The 18,375-nt window shown below is 67.5% G+C and carries 17 protein-coding genes; 3 read left to right on the forward strand and 14 right to left on the reverse strand.

The window, feature by feature from the left end; all coding sequences use genetic code 11:
• Positions 1-62: 62 nt before the first annotated feature.
• The 4 genes from qcrB to ctaE all read right to left on the reverse strand — a co-directional run bounded on the left by qcrB (position 63) and on the right by ctaE (position 4,428).
• Positions 63-1,691 (reverse strand): cytochrome bc1 complex cytochrome b subunit, encoded by a 1,629-nt coding sequence (gene qcrB / locus NA3_RS26075; protein WP_062966254.1) that lies wholly within the window; start codon positions 1,689-1,691, stop codon positions 63-65.
• Positions 1,688-2,836, reverse strand: coding sequence for a cytochrome bc1 complex Rieske iron-sulfur subunit (qcrA, locus tag NA3_RS26080; protein ID WP_062966377.1), 1,149 nt, complete (start codon positions 2,834-2,836; stop codon positions 1,688-1,690). Before qcrA ends, qcrB begins: the two co-directional genes overlap by 4 nt.
• 20 nt (positions 2,837-2,856) lie before the next feature.
• Complete coding sequence (qcrC, locus tag NA3_RS26085; RefSeq protein ID WP_084491870.1) at positions 2,857-3,735, reverse strand: cytochrome bc1 complex diheme cytochrome c subunit; 879 nt, start codon at positions 3,733-3,735, stop codon at positions 2,857-2,859.
• Between the two features lie 81 nt (positions 3,736-3,816).
• Positions 3,817-4,428 (reverse strand): aa3-type cytochrome oxidase subunit III, encoded by a 612-nt coding sequence (gene ctaE / locus NA3_RS26090; RefSeq protein ID WP_082857314.1) that lies wholly within the window; start codon positions 4,426-4,428, stop codon positions 3,817-3,819.
• 209 nt (positions 4,429-4,637) lie between these two features.
• Here ctaE and NA3_RS26095 point away from each other — a divergent pair, with 209 nt between their 5' ends.
• Both NA3_RS26095 and trpD read left to right on the forward strand, forming a co-directional pair.
• Complete coding sequence (locus NA3_RS26095) at positions 4,638-5,105, forward strand: hypothetical protein (RefSeq protein ID WP_062966257.1); 468 nt, start codon at positions 4,638-4,640, stop codon at positions 5,103-5,105.
• 91 nt (positions 5,106-5,196) lie between these two features.
• Positions 5,197-6,249 carry an anthranilate phosphoribosyltransferase gene (trpD, locus tag NA3_RS26100; protein WP_062966258.1) on the forward strand — a complete coding sequence of 351 codons (1,053 nt, stop codon included), beginning with the start codon at positions 5,197-5,199 and terminating at the stop codon, positions 6,247-6,249.
• A 101-nt stretch (positions 6,250-6,350) separates the two neighbouring features.
• Here trpD and NA3_RS26105 read toward each other — a convergent pair whose 3' ends face one another.
• The 5 genes from NA3_RS26105 to NA3_RS26125 are packed head-to-tail and all read right to left on the reverse strand — an operon-like array spanning position 6,351 to position 11,438.
• Positions 6,351-6,803 carry a MaoC family dehydratase gene (locus NA3_RS26105; protein ID WP_062966259.1) on the reverse strand — a complete coding sequence of 151 codons (453 nt, stop codon included), beginning with the start codon at positions 6,801-6,803 and terminating at the stop codon, positions 6,351-6,353.
• A 40-nt stretch (positions 6,804-6,843) separates the two neighbouring features.
• Positions 6,844-8,328, reverse strand: coding sequence for a long-chain-fatty-acid--CoA ligase (locus NA3_RS26110; RefSeq protein WP_062966260.1), 1,485 nt, complete (start codon positions 8,326-8,328; stop codon positions 6,844-6,846).
• The gene (locus tag NA3_RS26115) at positions 8,325-9,482 is read right to left on the reverse strand and encodes an acyl-CoA dehydrogenase family protein (RefSeq protein ID WP_062966261.1); all 1,158 of its coding nucleotides are present in this window, start codon (positions 9,480-9,482) and stop codon (positions 8,325-8,327) included. Before NA3_RS26115 ends, NA3_RS26110 begins: the two co-directional genes overlap by 4 nt.
• Before the next feature lie 20 nt (positions 9,483-9,502).
• Positions 9,503-10,261 (reverse strand): 3-oxoacyl-ACP reductase FabG, encoded by a 759-nt coding sequence (fabG, locus tag NA3_RS26120; protein ID WP_062966262.1) that lies wholly within the window; start codon positions 10,259-10,261, stop codon positions 9,503-9,505.
• Positions 10,262-10,286: 25 nt separating this feature from the next.
• On the reverse strand, positions 10,287-11,438 hold the full coding sequence (locus NA3_RS26125) for an acyl-CoA dehydrogenase family protein (protein WP_062966263.1): 1,152 nt from the start codon (positions 11,436-11,438) through the stop codon (positions 10,287-10,289).
• Between the two features lie 140 nt (positions 11,439-11,578).
• On the opposite strand from NA3_RS26125, the gene NA3_RS26130 reads away from it, so the two are divergent.
• Complete coding sequence (locus NA3_RS26130) at positions 11,579-12,244, forward strand: TetR/AcrR family transcriptional regulator (RefSeq protein ID WP_062966378.1); 666 nt, start codon at positions 11,579-11,581, stop codon at positions 12,242-12,244.
• Positions 12,245-12,323: 79 nt separating this feature from the next.
• Here the strand turns inward: NA3_RS26130 and NA3_RS26135 are convergent, their stop codons facing one another.
• The 5 genes from NA3_RS26135 to cysD are packed head-to-tail and all read right to left on the reverse strand — an operon-like array spanning position 12,324 to position 18,333.
• Positions 12,324-13,460, reverse strand: a complete 1,137-nt coding sequence (locus tag NA3_RS26135) for a sulfotransferase family protein (RefSeq protein WP_062966264.1) — start codon at positions 13,458-13,460, stop codon at positions 12,324-12,326.
• A gap of 13 nt (positions 13,461-13,473) precedes the next feature.
• Positions 13,474-14,265 (reverse strand): SDR family oxidoreductase, encoded by a 792-nt coding sequence (locus tag NA3_RS26140; protein WP_062966265.1) that lies wholly within the window; start codon positions 14,263-14,265, stop codon positions 13,474-13,476.
• Positions 14,262-15,500, reverse strand: a complete 1,239-nt coding sequence (locus NA3_RS26145; RefSeq protein ID WP_227995306.1) for a hypothetical protein — start codon at positions 15,498-15,500, stop codon at positions 14,262-14,264. The genes NA3_RS26140 and NA3_RS26145 overlap by 4 nt, the downstream gene beginning before the upstream one ends.
• Before the next feature lie 35 nt (positions 15,501-15,535).
• Positions 15,536-17,428 carry an adenylyl-sulfate kinase gene (gene cysC / locus NA3_RS26150; RefSeq protein ID WP_062966266.1) on the reverse strand — a complete coding sequence of 631 codons (1,893 nt, stop codon included), beginning with the start codon at positions 17,426-17,428 and terminating at the stop codon, positions 15,536-15,538.
• Complete coding sequence (gene cysD / locus NA3_RS26155) at positions 17,428-18,333, reverse strand: sulfate adenylyltransferase subunit CysD (protein WP_062966267.1); 906 nt, start codon at positions 18,331-18,333, stop codon at positions 17,428-17,430. The genes cysC and cysD overlap by 1 nt, the downstream gene beginning before the upstream one ends.
• Between the last annotated feature and the right edge of the window lie 42 nt (positions 18,334-18,375).

The following is an 18,375-nucleotide window of genomic DNA, read 5'->3' on the forward strand; positions in this document are numbered from 1 at the left end:
GGGCCACGGACGCGACGAAGCCCCGAGCCGAACGATCGACTCGGGGCTTCGTGACAGCGAACTCAGTGGCTGTGCTTGCCGCCGCTGCCGCTGGTCTGCTCCTGGTAGGTGGCCAGGACCTCCAGCTGCTTGTGCTCGGCCTCGTGCTCGCTCGCGGTGAGCGCCTCGGCCTCGGCGGGCGGATCAGCCCGCAGGAACGAGCCCGAACCCGGCTTGCCGGCCCAGCCCAGCTTGTTCATCTTCTTCGGCACCGGCGCGCCCTGGTACTCCAGCGGAATCGGGTGGCCGTGAGCGTCGACCGGGCCCAGCGGCTGGTGCACCTCGATGTACTCACCGTGCGGCAGGCGCTTGATCACACCGGTCTCGATGCCGTGCTCGAGGACCGTGCGGTCGGCGCGCTGCAGACCCAGGCACAACCGGTACGCCAGGAAGTAGGCGATCGGCGGCGCGACGAGCAGGGCGATGCGGAAGAACCAGGTCGTCGCGTTCAGCGACACATCGAACTTCAGCGCGATGATGTCGTTGACACACGCCAGGGTCAGCACCAGGTAGAAGGCGATGGCCATGGCGCCGATCGCGGTGCGCACCGGCACGTCACGCGGACGCTGCAGGATGTTGTGGTGCACCGTGTCGCCGGTGAGGCGCTTCTCGATCCACGGGTAGGCGATCAGCACCGCGAACACCAGGCCCATGATCAACGCGACCCAGAACGGAGCCGGCACGGTGTAGCGACCCAGGTACAGCTCCCACGGCGGCATCAGACGGGCCATACCGTCGGTCCACATCATGTAGAAGTCGGGCTGCGAACCGGCCGACACCTGTGACGGGTTGTAGGGGCCCAGGTTCCAGATCGGGTTGATCTGCAGCACACCACCCATGACGGCGAGCACGCCCAGGGTGAACATGAAGAACGCGCCCTGGTCGGCGGCGAACACCGGCACGATGCGGGCACCGACCACGTTGTTCTCGGTGCGGCCCGGTCCGGGGAACTGGGTGTGCTTCTGGTACCAGACGATCGCCACGTGCGCCGCGATCAGCGCCAGCATGATGCCCGGGAACAGCAGCACGTGCGCGATGTACAGGCGCGGGATGATGATCGTGCCCGGGAAGTCACCGCCGAAGATCAGCCAGTGCATCCAGGTGCCGACCAGCGGAATACCCATGGTGATACCACCGAAGGCGGCCCGCAGACCGGTACCCGACAGCAGGTCGTCGGGCAGCGAGTAACCGAAGAAGCCCTCGAACATCGCCAGGATCAGCAGCAGCGAGCCGATCACCCAGTTCGCCTCACGCGGCTTGCGGAACGCGCCGGTGAAGAAGATGCGGAACAGGTGGATGATGATCGAGCACGCGAACAGCAGCGCCGCCCAGTGGTGCACCTGGCGGACGAACAGACCGCCGCGCACCTCGAAGGAGATGTTCAGCGCCGTCTCGTACGCCCGCGACATGGTGACGCCGCGCAGCGGCTGGTAAGCGCCGTGGTAGACGACCTCGCTCATCGACGGATCGAAGAACAGCGTCAGGTAGATACCCGACAGGATCAGGATGATGAAGGCGTAGAGCGCGATCTCACCCAGCAGGAACGACCAGTGGGTCGGGAAGACCTTGTTGATCGACCGTTTCACGAACGCCGCGGCACGGTACCGCTCGTCCATCTCGTTGGCCTGTGCGACCACTTTGCTCGGACTCATGAACGACGCTCCCAGAAGGCCGGACCGAGCGGCTCGATGAAGTCGCCGTTGGCGACCAGGTAGCCGTCGGTGTTGACGGTGATGGGCAGCTGCGGCAGGGCGCGGGCGGCGGGACCGAAGATCGGCTTACCCCACTCGGTCGCCGAGAACTGCGACTGATGGCACGGGCACAGGATCCGGTTGGTCTGCTGCTCGTACAGCGAGGTCGGGCAGCCCAGGTGAGTGCAGATCTTCGAGTACGCCCAGTAGTCACCGAAGTTGAAGCTCTCCTGGCCCCTGCGCTTGATCGCCTTCTGCCCGTCCTCCGGGCGCAGGCGGATCAACATGACCGCGTTACGGATGCCACGCAGCGACTGGAGGGTCTCCTCCTCGTTGCCGCGCCACTCCTCTTTCCACGGAAACACGGTCTCCATGGCGCCGGCGTCGAGGTCCTCCGGCCGCACCAGCACGATGTCCTCGGGCCGGCCGGTGTCCTTGCGCAGGTAGATGGTCTGGCCCGGGTAGTCCGGAGTCCAGCCCGACACCCACAGCGGGGACTTCATGCCCTTGGCCCACGGGTTCTTGATCATGCCGCCGACGAACAGGAACAGTGCGCCGATACCCAGCACACCCACGCCCAGTCCGGCGGTACGGGTGATCATCTTGCGACGACCCAGCGTCGAGGTCTCCAGCGCGTCCGACAGCTGCGCGCCCAGGGTGCGCCGGTCGACCTCGTCGGAGGGACCGTCGTGACGGGTCTGGATGGAGATCTCGTTCGGGATGAACTTCTTGCGGATGATGACCGCGGCGACGCCGATGGCCAGCACCGCGATACCCAGTAGCAGGCCGTAGAGCGGCGTGGCCAGCGAATACAGGCCGTTGCCGTCCTCATTGCGGCCCTTGTACTCCCAGGGCCAGAACAGGTAGACGCCGATCAGCGCGGCCGCCGCCAGGGCGGAGATGGCGAACCAGAACGTCACGTGGCGCTCGGCACGCTTCTCCGCGCGTGTGCCCGGAACCGGCCAGCGCGGAGCGCGGTAGACGACGTCGACGCCGTCGCGCGCGGTACCGAGTTCGACCAGCTCGGCGGTCGACATCGCGTCGAGCTGCTCCTCGGTGGGGTTCAGGTTCACGCCCTTACCGCCGCCATCCTCAGGCCGGCTCATCTCGTTTCGCTCCTGTTCGCTCATGATCGCGATCCGATCCACATCGCGGCGCCCACCAGCACGATGATGCCGGCGACCCAGATGGCGATGGCCTCGGTCGCGGGACCGAAACCGCCCAGGCCGTATCCGGCCTCCGGCTTGGTCTCGGTGCGGTCCTTCACATAGGCCACGATGTCACGCTTCTCCTCCGGAGACAGCTGCCGGTCGGAGAATTTCGGCATGTTCTGCGGGCCGGTGAGCATCGCGGTGTAGATCTGCTGCGCGCTGGCCGGCTCCAGCGGCGGCGCGAACTTGCCGGAGGACAGCGCACCGCCCTTACCGGTGAAGTTGTGGCAGGACGCGCAGTTGAGGCGGAACAACTCGCCACCGCGTCCCAGGTCGGCACCCTTGATCAGGGAATCCTGCGCGATCTCGCCGTTCGGGTCGCGGACCACGGTCGGGCCGCCGCCGTTGGCCGCCACGTACGCGCCCAGCGCGTCGGTCTGGCGGGCGTCGAACTTCGGGGGCTTGCGCTGAATCTGCGCGCCGTTGCCCGCGGCGGGCATGCGACCGGTGGACACCTGGAAGTAAACCGCCGCCTCGCCGACACCGATCAGGCTGGGGCCGCGGTCCGGCACACCCTGCAGGTTGGCGCCGTGACAGGTGATGCAGGAGGTCTCGTAGATCTGCTTACCCTCGCGGATCAGCGCCGACTGATCCTCGTTGGCCGTCGCGACCTGTGCGTGCGGGGTGAGCGCCGATGCCGCGAAGCCGGCTCCGACGAGGCCCATCAGAAGAACCAGACCGCCGGCGAGCTTGCGGCGCATCCGGCGCTGCTTGCGGGTCTTGATGGCCTGGTTGTTCTCAGCGCTGCCGATCCCGCTCGTGGGATCTGGCGCTGACGGGGGAGATGAACTCATCTGTGTCCCTTTGGAGTAGACGGAACCGACTTGTGCAAAGTGTGTATTTGTCGCGGACCGCGCGTGACGGCCGCCGCCCGGCTAGCGGACGAAGTAGATCGTGGCGAACAGCCCGATCCAGACGATGTCGACGAAGTGCCAGTAGTAGGAGACGACGATGGCCGCGGTGGCCTGGGCCGGCGTGAACTTACTGACCTTGGTGCGAATCAGCAGGAAGATGAACGCGATGAGACCGCCGATGACGTGCAGACCGTGGAAGCCGGTGGTGATGAAGAACACCGAGCCGTAGATGCTGCTCGAGATGGTGGTGCCCTCTTGGTAGAGCGCGTGGTACTCGGTGCCCTGACCGGCCACGAAGAACGCGCCCATGAAGAAGGTGAGCAGGTACCAGCGGCGCAGGCCGAAGACATCGCCGCGCTCCGCCGAGAACACACCCATCTGGCAGGTGAACGAGGAGGCGATCAGCACGGCCGTGACCGGCACGGCGAGCTTGAGGTTCAGCTCGGTCGGTTCCGGCGGCCAGTTGCCATGAGCCTGGGCACGAGCGACGAAGTACATGGCGAAGAGGCCGGCGAAGAACATCAGCTCGCTCGACAGCCAGATGATGGTTCCGACGCTGACCATGTTGGGCCGGTTCAGCGAATGCACACGCTGAGTAATGGCCGATCCTGGGGTCCCTACTGCGGTCGTCACGCCGGTAAGTATGACTCGTCGTAGTACGACAGGCGTAGCCGGGTGCGAATTCGGGGTGTCGGGTTCGGAATCATCAGCGCGCGAGCGGGTCTGGGGGCCGATTCGGCGTGTCCGGTGAACCCGCAGGTCGAGCGCGAACGCCACCATGATGACCAGCGGAAATCGCGGGTATGCGATGCTGCGGGCGAGCGTGGAGGAAGGCGGAGGGAATGGGAATTCGATCGGTGTGGCAGCGCCTGTCGGGCCGGGGTGCGGCGCCGGAATTGGATCCGGCACGAACGGATCTGGTGGTCGTTGTGTCCAGTTTCGACGATGCCGAAGCCTGCTCGAGCGCGCTCGAGCGCGCGACCGGCTGGCGCGCCGAGGAGCAGGCCCTGCTGCGTCATCATCTGCGTATTCCGGCCGCGGCCCGCGACGAGGTCGTGGACATCGCCGCCCAGGAGGGCTACTCCCCCGCCGCACCGCCGGCGGCCGACGTCGAGACCGATGTCCCGACCGACGATGCGGGCGACGGTCATATCGAATTGGTATTACAGCGGGTGCAGATCCTCGATGCACTGCACTGTTCCCAGGAGCGTTCGCGGATGGCGGGATTGGCCCAGCGGCACGAGGGCACCGCGACGGGCTGGGACGCGCTTCAACCGAGCGGATACAAAGAGATTGCCTCCGCCGATTAGGCTGCTAGCCGGGCGGCCGACGGCAATCCCCGGCCCGCCCACGCCCGCGCGGACGAGCGATGCGGGTGTCCGATCGCGAACGGGAGAAACGATGAGCGCGCGCAGCTGGCCCGAGATTCTCGGTGCCCTGACCGACGGGGTCGATCTGACCGCGGAGGAGGCGGCGTGGGCGATCGACGAGATCTTCTCCGACAACGCCACGCAGGCGCAGATCGCGGCCTTCGGCGTGGCCATCAAGATGAAGGGCCCCACCGCGATCGAGCTGTCCGGCCTGGCGACCGGCATGTTGAGCCATGCCCGGCGGGTGTCGCTCGATATGGGCGCGGTCGACATCGTCGGCACCGGCGGCGACCGCTCCGGCTCGGTCAATATCTCCACCATGTCTTCGATCGTGGTGTCCGCGGCGGGCGTTCCGGTGGTGAAGCACGGCAACCGGGCGGCCTCGTCGAAGAGCGGCGGCGCGGACGTGCTCGAGGCGCTGGGTGTGCGGATCGCGTTGAGCCCGGAGTCGGTGGCCCAGTGTGTGCGCGAGGTGGGTATCGGTTTCTGCTTCGCTCCGCTGTTTCATCCGGCGCTGCGGTTCGCAGGTCCGGCGCGCAAGGAGATCGGCATTCCGACGGTCTTCAACGTGCTGGGCCCGTTGACCAATCCGGCGCAGCCGCGCGCGGGCCTGATCGGGTGCGCCTTCGCCGAGCTCGTCCCGGTGATCGCCGGGGCTTTCGCCGAACGCGGCGCCAACGCGCTGGTGGTGCGCGGCAACGACGGTCTCGACGAGATCACCACCGCCGATACCACCGACGTGTGGGTCGTCGCCGGGGGTGAGCAGTACGAGACCGTCATCGATCCGACGCGCCTGGGCATCCCCCGCGCGGATCCGGCGGCGCTGCGCGGCGGCGATGCGACGGTCAACGCCGCGATCGCCCGCGATATGTTCAACGGCGCCCCCGGGCCCGTCCGCGACGCGGTCCTGCTCAATTCCGCCGCCGCCATCGTCGCCTTCGAGCTGACCCCGGAGACCGCCCGCACCGATATCCACGAGCTGCTGCGCCCCGCTTTGGAGCGGGCGGCCGCCTCGGTCGATTCGGGCGCCGCCACGCAACTCCTGGACCGCTGGGTGAAGGTGAGCAACGAACTCGGCGAGTGAGAGCCGCACGCGACAATCCGGCCGGCCTCGCACCGTTGCCCCCCAGAACGACGTGACGCCGCGACGGGAGCGGACGAATTCCGTCCCGCCGCGGCCCACGCTCATCTCAGGTAACGCACGATGCTTTCCGCGACGCACGCGGGCTTGTCCGCGCCGTCCAGTTCGATGGTGACCGTCCGCACCGCCTGGAGGCCGCCGGGGATCTCGGAGACCGAGTCCAGGTGGACGCGGGCGCGGATGCGGCCGCCCGACGGCACCGGCGTGATGAAGCGAACCTTGTTGAGCCCGTAGTTGATTCCCATCGTGATGCCGCCCACCGTGGTCGCCTGGTTGGTCAGCGGCACCAGCAGCGACAGGGTGAGGAATCCGTGCGCGATGGTGTGTCCGTAGGGGCCCTGCGCCGCCTTCTCGGTGTCGACGTGAATCCACTGGTGGTCGCCGGTGGCGTCGGCGAAAGTGTTGATGCGGTCCTGGTCGACCTGCAACCAGTCGCTGACACCGAGTTCGGTGCCCACGGCCGCGGCGAGGGCGTCCAGATCGGCGAAATCGGTCATATCTCGTCCCTTTCGTGCTGCCGGGGCGCACGCCGCCGGGTCACATGAAACGTTGCTTCAGTTCGCGTTTGAGAACCTTGTGTGTGGGCCCCAGCGGCAGTTCGGTCACGAACTCCGCCCGCCGCGGGTATTTGTACCGTGCCACATGCTCACGGCCGTAGGCGATGACCTCCTCGGCGCTGATCTCACCGGCGGGCACGACGACGGCCACGATCTCCTCGCCGTAGTTCTCGTCCGGCACCCCGATCACCGCCACCTGCGCGATGTTCGGATGCCGCAGCAGCGCCTCCTCCACCTCGGTGGGATAGACGTTGAATCCGCCGCGGATGATCATCTCCTTGATCCGGTCGACGATCCGCAGATATCCCTGCTCGTCCCGCACCCCGAGGTCGCCGGTGCGGAACCAGCCGTCGATCACGGCCCGCGCGCTCGCCTCGGGATTGCCGGTATAGCCGCTGAACACATTGTGCCCGCGCACCACGACCTCACCGACGCTGCCGGCCGGCAGCAACTCTGTGCGGTCGGTGATGGCGGGATCGGCGATCTCCACGTCCACACCCCACACCGGATGTCCCACGGTGCCGGCGCGCGGTCCGAAGACCGGCTGGTTCACCGCGGCGGTCGGAGAGGTCTCCGACAGCCCGTATCCCTCGAGGATCTGCGCGTCGAACACCTCCTCGAACCGCTCCAGCACCGGCAGCGGCAGTGCCGCGCCCCCGGAGATGCACAGTCGCAGCGCGGGGAGTTCGCCGGCGTCGGCGGCCGCCTCGATCAGTCCGTGATACATGGTCGGGACGCCGTGGAAGGTGTTCACGCGTTCGGTCACCATGAGCCGAATCGCCTCGGGCGCGGTGAATCTCGGCATCAGCACGAGGGTCGCGCCGACCCGCCAGGTGGAGTTCATCGAGACCGTCTGCCCGAATACGTGAAACAGCGGCAGCGCCCCCAGGGCGATGTCGTCGCGGTGCACATCGTTGGCGTCGAAGGCGTTCACGGTGGCGCACATGACCATATTGAGATGGCTCAGCTCCGCACCTTTGGGGCGGCCGGTGGTCCCGCTGGTGTAGAACACCACCGCCGTATCCAGCGGTGAACGCGGGACGAACAGCGCGATCGCCTCGCCCACAAGGCTTTCCGGGCGCAGACAGGCGATTCCGGCCCGACGGGCCGCTTCCGCGCCGACCGGTTCCACCTGCGGATGGCAGATCAGCAGCGTCGCCCCGCTGTCACGCAGGACGAATTCGGCCTCGTCGGCGGTGAGCAGCAGATGCACCGGCACCACCGTCGCCCCGGCGGCGAGGATCGCGTAGTAGGCCCGGGGGAAGTCGGCCGTATTCGGGCACATCAGCGCGACCCGGTCTCCCGGCCGGATGCCGCGCGCGATCAGCGCACCGGCCTGTTCCCTTGCCGCACGCCACAATTCGGCGAAGGTGAGCCGCTGCTCGCCCTCGATGAGCGCCACGTGATCGGGCCGGCGCCGCGCCGGTTCGGCGAGAATGCTCGCCAGCGACAGCGTCGCGTTCACAGCCCCATATCCTTGGCGATGATCATCTTCATGACCTCGTTCGTCCCGCCGTAGATGCGATTGACCCGATTGTCGGCATACAGCCGGGCGATCGGATATTCGTTGATGAACCCATAGCCACCATGCAGTTGCAGGCAGCGGTCGATGACCCGCGCGGCGACCTCGGTGCAGAACAGCTTCGCCGAGGCGGCGTCGGCGGCACTGAGTTCACCGGCGTCGAGGGCGTCCAGCGCCCGATCCACCACGGCCTCGGCCGCGTCGACCTCGGCCTTGCAGGCGGCGAGCTCGAATTTGGTGTTCTGGAACGAGGCGACGGGTTTGCCGAAGACGTTGCGCTGCTGGGTGTATTCCTGCGCGAACCGCACCGCGGCCGCCGCCTGGGCGTAGGCGCCGGCGGCGATGGAGAGCCGTTCCTGCGGCAGATTCTGACCCAGGTAGGAGAAGCCCTTGTTCTCCTCGCCCAGCAGATCCTCGACCGGCACGCGTACGTCGGTGAAGTTCAGCTCGGCGGTATCGGAGGTCCGCAGGCCCAGCTTGTCGAGTTTGCGGCCGACCGTGTAACCCGGCGACGTGGTGTCGACCACGAGCAGGGAGATGCCGAAGCGGCGGTCGTCCTCGCGGGGCGGCGCGGTGCGGGCGCAGACGATCACCCGGTCGGCGTTCACGCCGCCGGTGATGAACGTCTTGGCGCCGTTGAGCACATAGTGCGTGCCGTCCTCGGAAAGCTTGGCGGTGGTGCGCATTCCGGCCAGATCCGATCCGGTGCCGGGTTCGGTCATGGCGATGGCGAACATGATCTCACCGGCGGCGAATCCGGGCAGCCAGCGCTGCTTCTGTTCCTCGGTGGCGAGCTTCTTCAGATACGGCAGGCACAGCCCGACGTGCACACTGGACCCGCCGAACGACACACCCGCCCGTGCCGTCTCCTCCATGAGGATGGCCTGGAATTTGAACGACTCGATACCGGCGCCGCCGTATTCCTCGGGCACCTCGATACCGAATACGCCCAATTCGGCCAGCTTGTAATAGAACTCGCGGGGCACGATGCCCGCCTCGTACCACGTGTCGTAGACGGGGACCACTTCGGTCTCGACGAATTTGCGGATGGTGCCGCGGAAGGCGTCGTGGTCGGCGGTGAAGCCTGTTCTGCGCATGATGTTCTCCTGGAACGGTTTCAGAGCCGACGGCCGCCGTCGACGTAGATGGTCTGGCCGGTGATGAAGGACGCCTCGTCGGAGGCGAGGAAGGCCACGGTGTTCGCGATGTCCTCGGGGCGGCCGACCCGGCGCACCGGCGTGATCTCGGCCGATTTCGCCTGCCACTCTTCGACACTCACGCCGACGCGGGCCGCGGTGGCGGCGGTCATCTCGGTGACGATGAAGCCCGGCGCGACCGCGTTGACGGTGATGCCGTAGGGCCCCAGTTCGATCGCCAGGGTGCGGGTGAGTCCCTGGATGCCCATCTTGGCGGCCGAGTAGTTGGCCTGGCCGCGGTTGCCGAGCGCCGAGACGCTGGAGGTGTTGACGATCTTGCCGTAGCGGCGGGCGACCATATGCCGTTGTGCCGCACGCGAACACAGGAACGCGCCGCGCAGATGCACCGACATCACGGTGTCCCAGTCGTCGGCCGACATCTTGAACAGCAGGTTGTCGCGCAGCACGCCGGCGTTGTTGACCAGGATGTCGAGCGAGCCCAGTTCCGCCGCGACCCGATCGAAGGCGGAGTCGACGCTCGCCTCGTCGGTGACATCGCAGGCCAGCGGGACGGCCACGCCACCGGCGGCGACGATCGAGTCCGCGGTGGCCTTGCAGGCGTTCTCGTCGAGGTCGGCGATGGCGACGGCCGCCCCGTCGGCGGCCAGGCGGGCCGCGGTGGCCGCGCCGATGCCCCGGGCGGCGCCGGTCACCACGGCCACTCTGCGCTGTTCTGTCATCGAATTCTCTCCTCGGAATCGGTTGTCAGACGAAGGCGTTCACGCCGGTGAGGGCGCGGCCGATGAGTAGTTTCTGGATCTGGCTGGTGCCTTCGTAGAGGGTGAGCACCCGCGCGTCGCGCAGATACTTCGACACCGGGTATTCGTCGATGTACCCGTACCCGCCGAAGACCTGGATGGCGTTGTTCGCCGCCTTCACCGCGGCCTCACTGGCGAACAGCTTCGCCACCGACGCCTCGGTGCCGAACGGTTCGCCGCGGTCGACCAGGTCGGCGACCCGCCAGGCCAGCAGCCGCGCGGCCTCCACGTCGACGGCGATGTCGGCGATCAACTCCTGGACCAGCTGGTAGGAGGCGATCGGTTTGCCGAACTGTTCGCGTTCCCCGGCATAGCGCACCGCGGCCTCGAGGCAGGCGCGGGCGACCCCGACACATCCCGCGGCCACGCCCATGCGGCCCTTGTCGAGGGCGGCCATCGCGATCCGGAAGCCGTGCCCCTCGGCGCCGAGTCGTGCCGAATCCGGCACGCGTACCCCGTCGAGCACGATTTCCGCGGTCGCCTGGCCGCGCAGGCCGAGCTTGCCCTTGATCTCGGTGCGGCCGAAACCCGGTGCGTCCGTGGGCACGAGGAATGCGGTGACCCCCTTGGGGCCCGGTTGTCCGGTGCGGGCGAAGATCAGCGCGATATCGGCCCAGGTGCCGTTGGTGATGAACATCTTGGTGCCGGTGAGCACCCAGTCCTCGCCGTCGCGGACCGCGCGGGTGGTCAGATTCGCCGCGTCGGATCCGGTGCCCGGTTCGGTGAGGCCGAAGCAGCCCAGTGACTCCCCCGCGCACAAGCGCGGCAGCCAGTCCTGTTTCTGCTGTTCGCTGCCGTAGGCCTTGATCGACTTGCCAACCAGGCCGAGCGAGACCGACACGATGCCGCGCACCGAGCTGTCACCACGGCCGAGCTCCTCGAGCAGCAGGCAGTACGACAGCGCGTCGCCACCCGAGCCGCCGTACTCCTCCGGGATCTCGATACCGAGAAAACCCATGTCGCCGAGTTTGCGCACGATCGCGGTATCCACCGATTCGGCTCGGTCCCAGGCCGCGGCGTAGGGCACGACCTCCTTGTCGACCCAGGCGCGGGCGACCTCGCGCAGCTCGCGGTGGGCATCGCCGAGTTGCAGATCCATGACGGAAAACTCCTAACCGAACGTTGTTAGGTATCTACCGCCACGATAAACTAACAGCGTTCGGATGTTCAAGGCCCCGGTACCCAACGGTGTAGGTTGACTCGGCACGGATCGGTGTCGCGGCGAAGGAGGTGGCGAAGATGCCCCGGCCACGGGTACCGCTACTGAGTCGCGAACGCATCCGCGAGACGGCACTGGAATTGATCGACCGCGACGGACTCCCCGAGCTCTCGATGCGGAAACTGGCCGCCGAGCTGGGCGTTCAGGCGGCCTCGCTGTACGGGCACTACCCCACCAAGGACGATCTGCTCGACGATATCGCCGCCGGCATCATGTCCCATGTGGACGCCTCGGCCTTCGAGACCGCCGACTGGCGCACCGGCCTCGTGTCGTGGGCGCGCTCCTACCGCGCCGCCCTGGTCCGCCACCCCAACTTCGTCCCCTACCTGGCCTCGGGCCCCGGTAAGCGCGAGGAGAATCTGCGCGCGGCCGACGCCGTGCACGGCGGCCTGGTCGGCGCCGGCTGGCCACCCCGCCAGGCCACCATGATCGGCGCCGCGACGCGCTATGTGGTGATGGGCTCGACCATCGGCTCGTTCTCGCGCGGCTTCGTCGACGATGTGCAGGTCTACCGCGACCGCTATCCCCATCTCGAGCAGGCCCATCTCCTGCGCGCCAAGGCCGACGAAATCGATTCGGAGAGTTTCGAATTGGCGCTGGAGTCGTTCATCACCGGCCTGGAGATTCGTTTCGCCGCCATTCAGCAGCGGCGCGCCCGCCGCCGCGAGAAGTCCGCCGAGATCTGACACCGGCCCACCCGGCAGAAACGCCCGCGGGCCGGCTCGGACGACGATTCCGAGCCGGCCCGCGGCGTAGAGAGCGAGCTCAGAGGTCGGCGAAGACCGACCGCACCTCGTCCTCGGTCAGCCCGTAGTCGGCCAGCGAGTACTTGTGGGCGGGTTTGCGGTCGCCGGATTTGCTTTCCTCGTCCAGCGCCCGCATGGCATCGCGGGCGGGCTCGGTGTAATCCAGTCCGAAGGCCGAATAGATCTTCTCGACGGTGCCGAACGGATCCGCGCGCAGATCCTCGAATTGGATGTCGAGGAACTGGTCGGGGTTGTATCGCGCACGCGCGGAATTGAATTCGCGCAGGCCGCGCGACCAGAGTTCGAGCTGGGTGCGGCCGATCGTCTCACCGGCGAAGGTGTTCGACCAGCCCTTGGTGGCCTGTTCGGACAGGCTGCACGAGGAACCGACGATGGTCACCGGGTCGCGGTGGGTCTGGATGATCAGCGCGTCGGGGTAGACCTCCATCAGCGCGTCCAGCGCGAACAGGTGGCTGGGGTTCTTCAGCACCCAGCCCCTCGTGTCGCCCAGGCCGATCAGCTGCAGGTTGCGCTTGTGCCGCTGATAGGCGTTGGTCCAGTCCTGCTGCTGCAGCCACTGCGAATAGGTCGGCAGATAGGCCAGCGATTCGTAGGCGATGGACTTCACCGTCTGGCGCAGCAGCTGCCAGCATTCCTCGACCTCGGCGGCACTCATGTAGTGCAGGCCCATGAATTCCGGATTGTCGATGTGATGCTGCGCGAAACCGGCGTCGATCTGCTGGAACACCGGATTGTCGGCCCAGGTCTCGCGCGGCGGGCGCGGCTGCGGCAGTTCGGTCAGCCACATCTCGAGCGCCTGATGCTGTGGGTCGGCGGCCAGCAGCCGATGCAGCGCGGTGGTGCCGGTGCGGGGCAGGCCGGTGACGAAGATCGGCCGCTGGATCGCGGTCTCGGCGTACCCGGGATTGGCCTTCCAGGACGCCTCGCTCAGCGCCCGCGCGACCAGTGCGCCGCGCAGGAAGTAGCGGTTCATCTTGGAACCGAGTTCGGTGAGGTCGGCGTCGCGCCGATACGAGTCGAGCAGCACACCGAGTGCCTCGGTGTAGTCGTCGGGGCCGAAATCGGTGAGGCCGCACGCCTTGGTGGCGGATGCGTGCAGATCCTCGACGGTGCCGACAGTGGTACGAGCGGTCATGAAATTCTGTTCCTCACACGTGGTATTCGCCGCAGTTGACGTCCAGGGTCTGGCCGGTGATGGCGCTGGCCCACTCGGAGGCGAGAAACACCACGGCCCTGGCGATCTCGTCCGGTTCGGGCAGGCGCTTCAGATCCGACCGGGAGGCGGTCTGCTCATAGACCTGGTCGACCGTGATGCCGTATTTCTTGGCGACCTCACCGAAATACCATTTCAGCTGGTCGGCCCAGATATAGCCGGGCGCCACACTGTTGACCCGAATCCCCTTGGCGCCCAGTTCGGTTGCCAGCGTCTGCGACATCGCCAGCAGCGCCGATTTGGCGACCTTGTAACTGCCGTAGCGCGGTTCGGAGTGCCGCAGCACCGACGAGTTGATCATCACGACCGCGCCGTGGGTCTTGGCCAGTTCGTCGGTGAAGGCCTGGGTCGCCCGCAGTGTGCCGAGAACGGTCAACTCCAGGCTGTCGCTGATCTGCTGAAAGTCCGTGCGCTCCAGCGGTTTCATCGACGGCATGGCGAAGGCGTTGTTGATCAGCGCGTCGACCCGGCCGAAGGTTTCGACCGTGCGCTCGACCAGATTCGCCACCGCGGCGTCGTCGGTGATGTCGGTCGGCACGATCAGGCTCGTCCCACCCGCGCCGTCGATCTCGCCGGCCACCTCCCGCAGCCGCGATTCGGTCCGCGCGGCCAGCACCACCTTCGCGCCGGCAGCGGCCGCCTGCACGCACAGGGCACGGCCCAGTCCGGGGCCCACGCCGCTGATCACGACCACCTTGTCGGCCAGCAGGCCCGTTCCGGCGCTCATCCGAGCATCCGATCGGCGAAACCGCGCTGGCGGTCGGCGATGCGGGCGCGCCAGCCCTGCTCGTCGATGCGGTTGAGGTCGTAGTGCGGCAGCTGCGCCGCCACCTCGTCGAACGGCACGAGGGCGAATTGCGGCCCGTCCGCGGGAGTCATCTCGCGGGCGACGCGCTGCCACCGGAGCTGCAGGATGCCGCGGCGACGTCCGGTGGTCTCGATCCAGTTGGTGATGCCCGGGTTGCGAGCCGAGACCACCATGCGGATCATCCCGTCCGGATCGACCTGGGCCTGCGCGCTGTTCAGGCTGGTCTGATGGTTGACGTAGTCGAGGGAGATATACCAGCGGCTGCCGAGCTGGAATCCCTGATACGGCGCATCGGATTTCGGCACCGTGATCACCAGCGCCTGGTCGTCGTCGAGATCGAAATGTCCGACCGAGGAGTACTGCGTGCTGAGCCCGCCCGGGGTGAGCCGCGGCTCGGTGAGAGTGTTCACCGGCAGGTCCAGGTAGAACCACTTCGGGAAGTTGAACCAGGTGTGGATGCGTTGCACCAGCGCCCGCGCCGCGGCCCGATACCGCTTGCGCAGCTGTTCGACACCGGGTTCGGCGGGCGCGGTCCCGACGGTGTCGAGGCGCTCGATGCGGATGCTGCCCTTCTTCTCCGCGTTCCAGTCGCCGTAGACCTCGCGCACCGCGAGCATCGAGGCGCCCTCGCCGAGGACGAAATAGTTCGGTCCGGCATCAGCTTTCGGCGGGCCGAAGCGGAGCTGGTAGCTGCCGTCGGCGGCGATCCGCAGGCGACGGTCGTCGAAGGCGTCGTCGCCGTTGGGCACGTCGGTGGCGGTGTAGTCGCCGCGCAGCACCTGGAAGCTGAGGTCGACGGTACTGCCGCGGACACCGGTGAGCAGATATTCCGCACCCGGCTCGACATTGGCGTGGTAGTAGAGCGTATCCGGGTTGTCCAGGCCCATTTTCGCGTGCGGACCGGTGGAGCTCACGAAATACGGGTGGCTGGTGCCGTGCGTGCCCGACAGCTGCAGGCAGGCGGCGATACTGCCCGCGAGATAGGCGTAGCCCTCGGCGAGATCCTTCTCATCATGGATGAAATCCGCTGCCGCGATCAGCTTCTCGGCCTCGGCGATCGCCGCGGTGAACGGTTCGGTCAGCGGAGCCCCGCCCGCAAGTCCGTTTCCGGTGGCGGTGGCGGTTCCCGGTGACGATCCTGTCGATGTACTCATGTCGTCCTAGCGTGTTGTGCGGGCGGTACTGCGATTCACAGTCTCAGTTCGCGGCGGATCAGCGCGGCGATGTCGGCGGGTGAGCCGTGGTCGGGAGTGATCACGAGCTCGGCGTGTTCGGGACGTTCGTAGGGTGAGTCGATACCGGTGAACTCCGGCAGCCGGCCCGCGCGGGCCTTGGCGTACAACCCCTTCGGATCCCGGCGCTCACACACCTCGAGCGGCGTGTCGACGAAGATCTCGTGGAAGTCCAGGCCGCTCGCGGCATGCACTCCGCGCGCTTGCTCGCGCTGGTCGGCGAACGGGCTGATCACCGAGACGATGGCGATCAGGCCGGCATCGGCGAACAACGAGGCCACCTGGGCCACCCGGCGGATGTTCTCGCGCCGGTCCTCGTCGGTGAAACCGAGATCGGCGTTGAGCCCGTGCCGCAGATTGTCGCCGTCGAGCCGATAGGCCGGGCGGCCGGCGGCCACCAGCTGGCGCTCCAATTCCACGGCGATCGTGGACTTTCCGGAGCCGGACAGACCGGTCAGCCACACCGTCGCACCGGCGTGCGGGCGCTGGCCGCGGCCCACCGACGAGCTGTGCCAGACGACGTCCTCGCGAACCACCGCCGGTGCGGCCGAGGCGTCCGGCACCGACTCCGGCCCGGTGTCGCGGGCCAGGATCATCCCGGCGGCCACGGTCTGATCGGTGTCCTCGTCGATCAGGATGAAACTGCCGGTACGGCGATTGTCGCGATAACTGTCGACCATCAGCGGACGCTGGCTGCGCAGGGTGAGGCGGCCGATGTCGTTGAGCGCCAAGGCTTCTGCGTCGGTGACACGATGCAAGGTGTTGACGTCGAGCCGGTAGTCGAGGTCGTGGACCTGCACGCGGGTGGTCTGGGCGGCGGTGCGGATCGCATAGCGCGCCCCGGGCCACAATTCGGTGGTCTCGGAGAACCAGCACACCATCGCGTCGACCTCGTCGGCGATATGCGGCCGATTACCGGGACGGGCCAGCATATCTCCGCGCCCCACATCGACTTCGTCGTCGAGTTCCACCGAGACCGCCATCCCGGTGAACCCTTCGTCCACCTTAACCCCGCCCGGCCCCCAGATCCGCGCGACCCGCGACGAGCGCCCGGACGGCAGCACGACCACCTCGTCGCCGGGTTTGAAGATGCCGCCCGCGATGGTCCCCGCATAGGTGCGATGCCCGGCCCCGCCGGCGGCGGCGTCGGCGGCATGCGGGCGGATGACGTACTGCACCGGCAGCCGCGCGTCGATCAGGTTGCGGTCCGAGGCGATATGCACCTGTTCCAGGTGGCTCAGCAGCGGCGGGCCCGCATACCACGGCGTATGCGCGGAATCGGTGACCACATTGTCGCCGTGCAGCGCCGATACCGGCACGAAACTCAGATCGCCGACGGTCAGTTTCGCCGCGAAATTGGCGAATTCCTCGCGGATCTCCTCGAATCGCGCGGCCGACCAGTCGACCAGATCCATCTTGTTCACACACACCACCAGGTGTGGCACCCCGAGCAGCGAGGCCAGGAACGCGTGGCGGCGGGTCTGCTCGACGACACCCTTGCGCGCGTCGACGAGGATCAGCGCCAGATCCGCCGTGGAGGCGCCGGTGACCATATTGCGCGTGTACTGCACGTGGCCCGGGGTGTCGGCGATGATGAACTTGCGGCGCGGCGTGGTGAAGTAGCGGTACGCCACGTCGATGGTGATGCCCTGTTCCCGCTCGGCACGCAGGCCGTCGGTCACCAGCGCCAGATCCGTTGCGGCATCGCCACGTTGGGCGCTGGCCCGTTCGATGGCGGCCAGCTGATCGGAGAACAGGCTCTTGGAGTCGTAGAGCAGGCGGCCGATGAGGGTGGACTTGCCGTCGTCGACACTGCCGGCCGTCGCGAGACGTAACAGATTGCGGCTCATCAGAAGTAACCCTCCCGCTTGCGGTCTTCCATCCCGGATTCGGAGATGCGGTCGTCGGCGCGGGTGGCGCCGCGTTCGGTGAGCCGGGTGATCGCGGTTTCGGCGATCACGGCCGCCGGGTTGTCGGCCTCGCTCTCTATACATCCGGTGCAGGTGGCATCGCCCACGGTGCGGAACCGCACCGTCGTCTCGAATACCGGTTCGTCCGGGCCCGGAGTCAGGAAGGGATTGGCGGCCAGCAGCATTCCGTCGCGGCGGAAGACCGGGCGGCGGTGCGCGTAGTACAGCGACGGCAGTTCCACCGCCTCGCGGTCGATGTACTCCCAGATGTCGAGTTCGGTCCAGTTCGACAGCGGGAACACCCGGATGTGCTGGCCCGCACGGTGTTTGCCGTTGTAGAGGTTCCACACCTCCGGGCGCTGCGCCCGCGGCTCCCAGGCGCCGAATTCGTCGCGGAAACTGAACACCCGCTCCTTGGCGCGGGCCTTCTCCTCGTCGCGGCGCGCCCCGCCGAACACGGCGTCGAACCGATGTTCGGCGATCGCGCGCAGCAATGTGGTGGTCTGCAACCGGTTCCGGCTCTCCCCCGGGCGCTCGGTCACCCGCCCGGCGTCGATATCGTCCTGCACCCGCGCCACCAGCAGCCGCGCGCCGAGCCTGGCCGCCGTGCGATCGCGGAAGTCGATCACCTCGTCGAAGTTGTGCCCGGTGTCGACGTGCAGCAGCGCGAACGGCAGCGCCGCCGGCCAGAACGCCTTGCGCGCCAACTCCAGCATCACCGCCGAGTCCTTACCGCCGGAGAACAGCAGCACCGGTCGTTCGAAGGTGGCCGCCACCTCCCGGAAGATGTGCACCGATTCGGCCTCGAGGGCCGACAGATGCGACAGCTCGTATCCCGTCCGCATCACATTCGCCTTGTCCGCATCGCTCGCACCGCTTCCCCGGAT

The sequence above is a fragment of the Nocardia africana NBRC 100379 genome (assembly GCF_001612635.1).
GTDB lineage: Bacteria > Actinomycetota > Actinomycetes > Mycobacteriales > Mycobacteriaceae > Nocardia > Nocardia africana.

Excerpts from the sequence above, each read along its gene's own strand:
- NA3_RS26105 (WP_062966259.1), bottom strand. The coding sequence starts at position 6,803 with ATGACCGATTTCGCCGATCTGGACGCCCTCGCCGCGGCCGTGGGCACC.
- NA3_RS26095 (WP_062966257.1), top strand. The coding sequence starts at position 4,638 with ATGGGAATTCGATCGGTGTGGCAGCGCCTGTCGGGCCGGGGTGCGGCG.
- cysC (WP_062966266.1), bottom strand. The coding sequence starts at position 17,428 with ATGAGCCGCAATCTGTTACGTCTCGCGACGGCCGGCAGTGTCGACGAC.
- trpD (WP_062966258.1), top strand. The coding sequence starts at position 5,197 with ATGAGCGCGCGCAGCTGGCCCGAGATTCTCGGTGCCCTGACCGACGGG.
- cysD (WP_062966267.1), bottom strand. The coding sequence starts at position 18,333 with ATGCGGACGGGATACGAGCTGTCGCATCTGTCGGCCCTCGAGGCCGAA.
- NA3_RS26125 (WP_062966263.1), bottom strand. The coding sequence starts at position 11,438 with ATGGATCTGCAACTCGGCGATGCCCACCGCGAGCTGCGCGAGGTCGCC.
- qcrC (WP_084491870.1), bottom strand. The coding sequence starts at position 3,735 with ATGAGTTCATCTCCCCCGTCAGCGCCAGATCCCACGAGCGGGATCGGC.
- NA3_RS26135 (WP_062966264.1), bottom strand. The coding sequence starts at position 13,460 with ATGACCGCTCGTACCACTGTCGGCACCGTCGAGGATCTGCACGCATCC.
- qcrB (WP_062966254.1), bottom strand. The coding sequence starts at position 1,691 with ATGAGTCCGAGCAAAGTGGTCGCACAGGCCAACGAGATGGACGAGCGG.
- NA3_RS26145 (WP_227995306.1), bottom strand. The coding sequence starts at position 15,500 with ATGAGTACATCGACAGGATCGTCACCGGGAACCGCCACCGCCACCGGA.
- NA3_RS26130 (WP_062966378.1), top strand. The coding sequence starts at position 11,579 with ATGCCCCGGCCACGGGTACCGCTACTGAGTCGCGAACGCATCCGCGAG.
- NA3_RS26115 (WP_062966261.1), bottom strand. The coding sequence starts at position 9,482 with ATGCGCAGAACAGGCTTCACCGCCGACCACGACGCCTTCCGCGGCACC.
- fabG (WP_062966262.1), bottom strand. The coding sequence starts at position 10,261 with ATGACAGAACAGCGCAGAGTGGCCGTGGTGACCGGCGCCGCCCGGGGC.
- qcrA (WP_062966377.1), bottom strand. The coding sequence starts at position 2,836 with ATGAGCCGGCCTGAGGATGGCGGCGGTAAGGGCGTGAACCTGAACCCC.
- NA3_RS26140 (WP_062966265.1), bottom strand. The coding sequence starts at position 14,265 with ATGAGCGCCGGAACGGGCCTGCTGGCCGACAAGGTGGTCGTGATCAGC.